The organism is Methylobacterium sp. WL18, from assembly GCF_008040015.1.
GTDB classification, from domain to species: domain Bacteria; phylum Pseudomonadota; class Alphaproteobacteria; order Rhizobiales; family Beijerinckiaceae; genus Methylobacterium; species Methylobacterium mesophilicum.
On record NZ_VRVD01001015.1, the window covers coordinates 1 to 1098 of the forward strand.

General features: G+C 73.6%; 2 protein-coding genes. One reads left to right on the forward strand and one right to left on the reverse strand.

The genetic code is table 11. The features are described 5' to 3' along the window. Nucleotides 1-384, forward strand: a 384-nt coding sequence (locus FV228_RS30550; protein WP_246694093.1) for a LysR substrate-binding domain-containing protein, incomplete at its 5' end; no start/stop codon positions are given. 19 nt (nt 385-403) lie between these two features. Here the strand turns inward: FV228_RS30550 and FV228_RS30555 are convergent. Then, the coding region (locus FV228_RS30555; protein WP_147857832.1) for a DUF1796 family putative cysteine peptidase at nt 404-1098 on the reverse strand (695 nt) is incomplete at its 5' end.

Sequence of the window (1098 nt, forward strand, 5' to 3'; positions counted from 1 at the left end):
GCCTACCTCGCCCGGGCCGGGACGCCGCGCCGGCCCGCCGACCTCGCCGGCCACAACTGCCTGGATTTCACCTTCCGCCGCAGCGAGCCCGGCTGGCCGTTCCGCGAGGACGGACGCGATTTCGTCCTGCCGGTGCACGGCACCATCGCGGCCAACAACGGCGAGACCCTGGTGCAGCTGGCGCTCGGCGGCGTCGGCATCACCCGGGTCGGGACCTTCCACATCGCCGACGACCTCGCGGCCGGCCGGCTGGTGCCCTTGCTGGAGCCGTTCAATCCGCAGGACCGCGAGGCGATCCACGCGGTGTTCGTGTGCGGCGCGGGCCTGCCGGCCCGGGTGCGGGTGCTGGTCGACTTTCTGGCGGCGCGGATGCGCGGGGGGTGAGCCGGAGCAATGAGACAGCTCACCCGAACACCTCCGGCGGCCGGGCCGCCTCGGTGCGGATGATCTCCACGAGCTCGGCGTCCTCGGCCGGGTCGGCCAGCCGCAGGCCGACCGGGGTCGAGCGGGTCTGGACCGTCAGCCAGCGCAAGGTCGGGCGCAGGTCGGCCGCCTCCACCACCGCGACGCCCGGATGGTCCGGCCGGAGCTGCAGGAAGGTCAGGTGGTTGCGGCTCGCCCGGCGCGCGAGAAGGTCGTCGATCGCCTCCACCGTCTCCCGGGGCGTGTGCAGATGGGTCATCATCCACAGCCGGTTCTGGGTGCCGGGGGTGTCGAGGGCGACGCGCAGGCGGCGCACGCCCTCGGCCAGGAAGGCGTAATCGGCCGCGTTCGCCGCCGGGTCGTGGTGGTTGAACACGCATTCGAGCCCGTGCCGCTCCCGGTAGAGCCGGTGCCGGCCGCGCCAGATGTCGGGGCCGCGGCGCTCCGCCTCCGGGATGCTCTCGAGCTGGTCCCGGTCGGTGAGCGCGGCAAAGTCGTCGTCCAGGCAATCCCGGACCATGCCGGGCATGGAGAAGATCCAGTCCAGCGGGCCGGACCAGTGGCGCAGGTCCAGGGTCTTGAGCACGTGCGCCATCTGGCAATTGCAGCCGAGCGAGACGTGGTTGTGCCCGCCCGGCTCGCGCGCGTCGCGCCGCCCCAGGAGCCGCCCGAGGG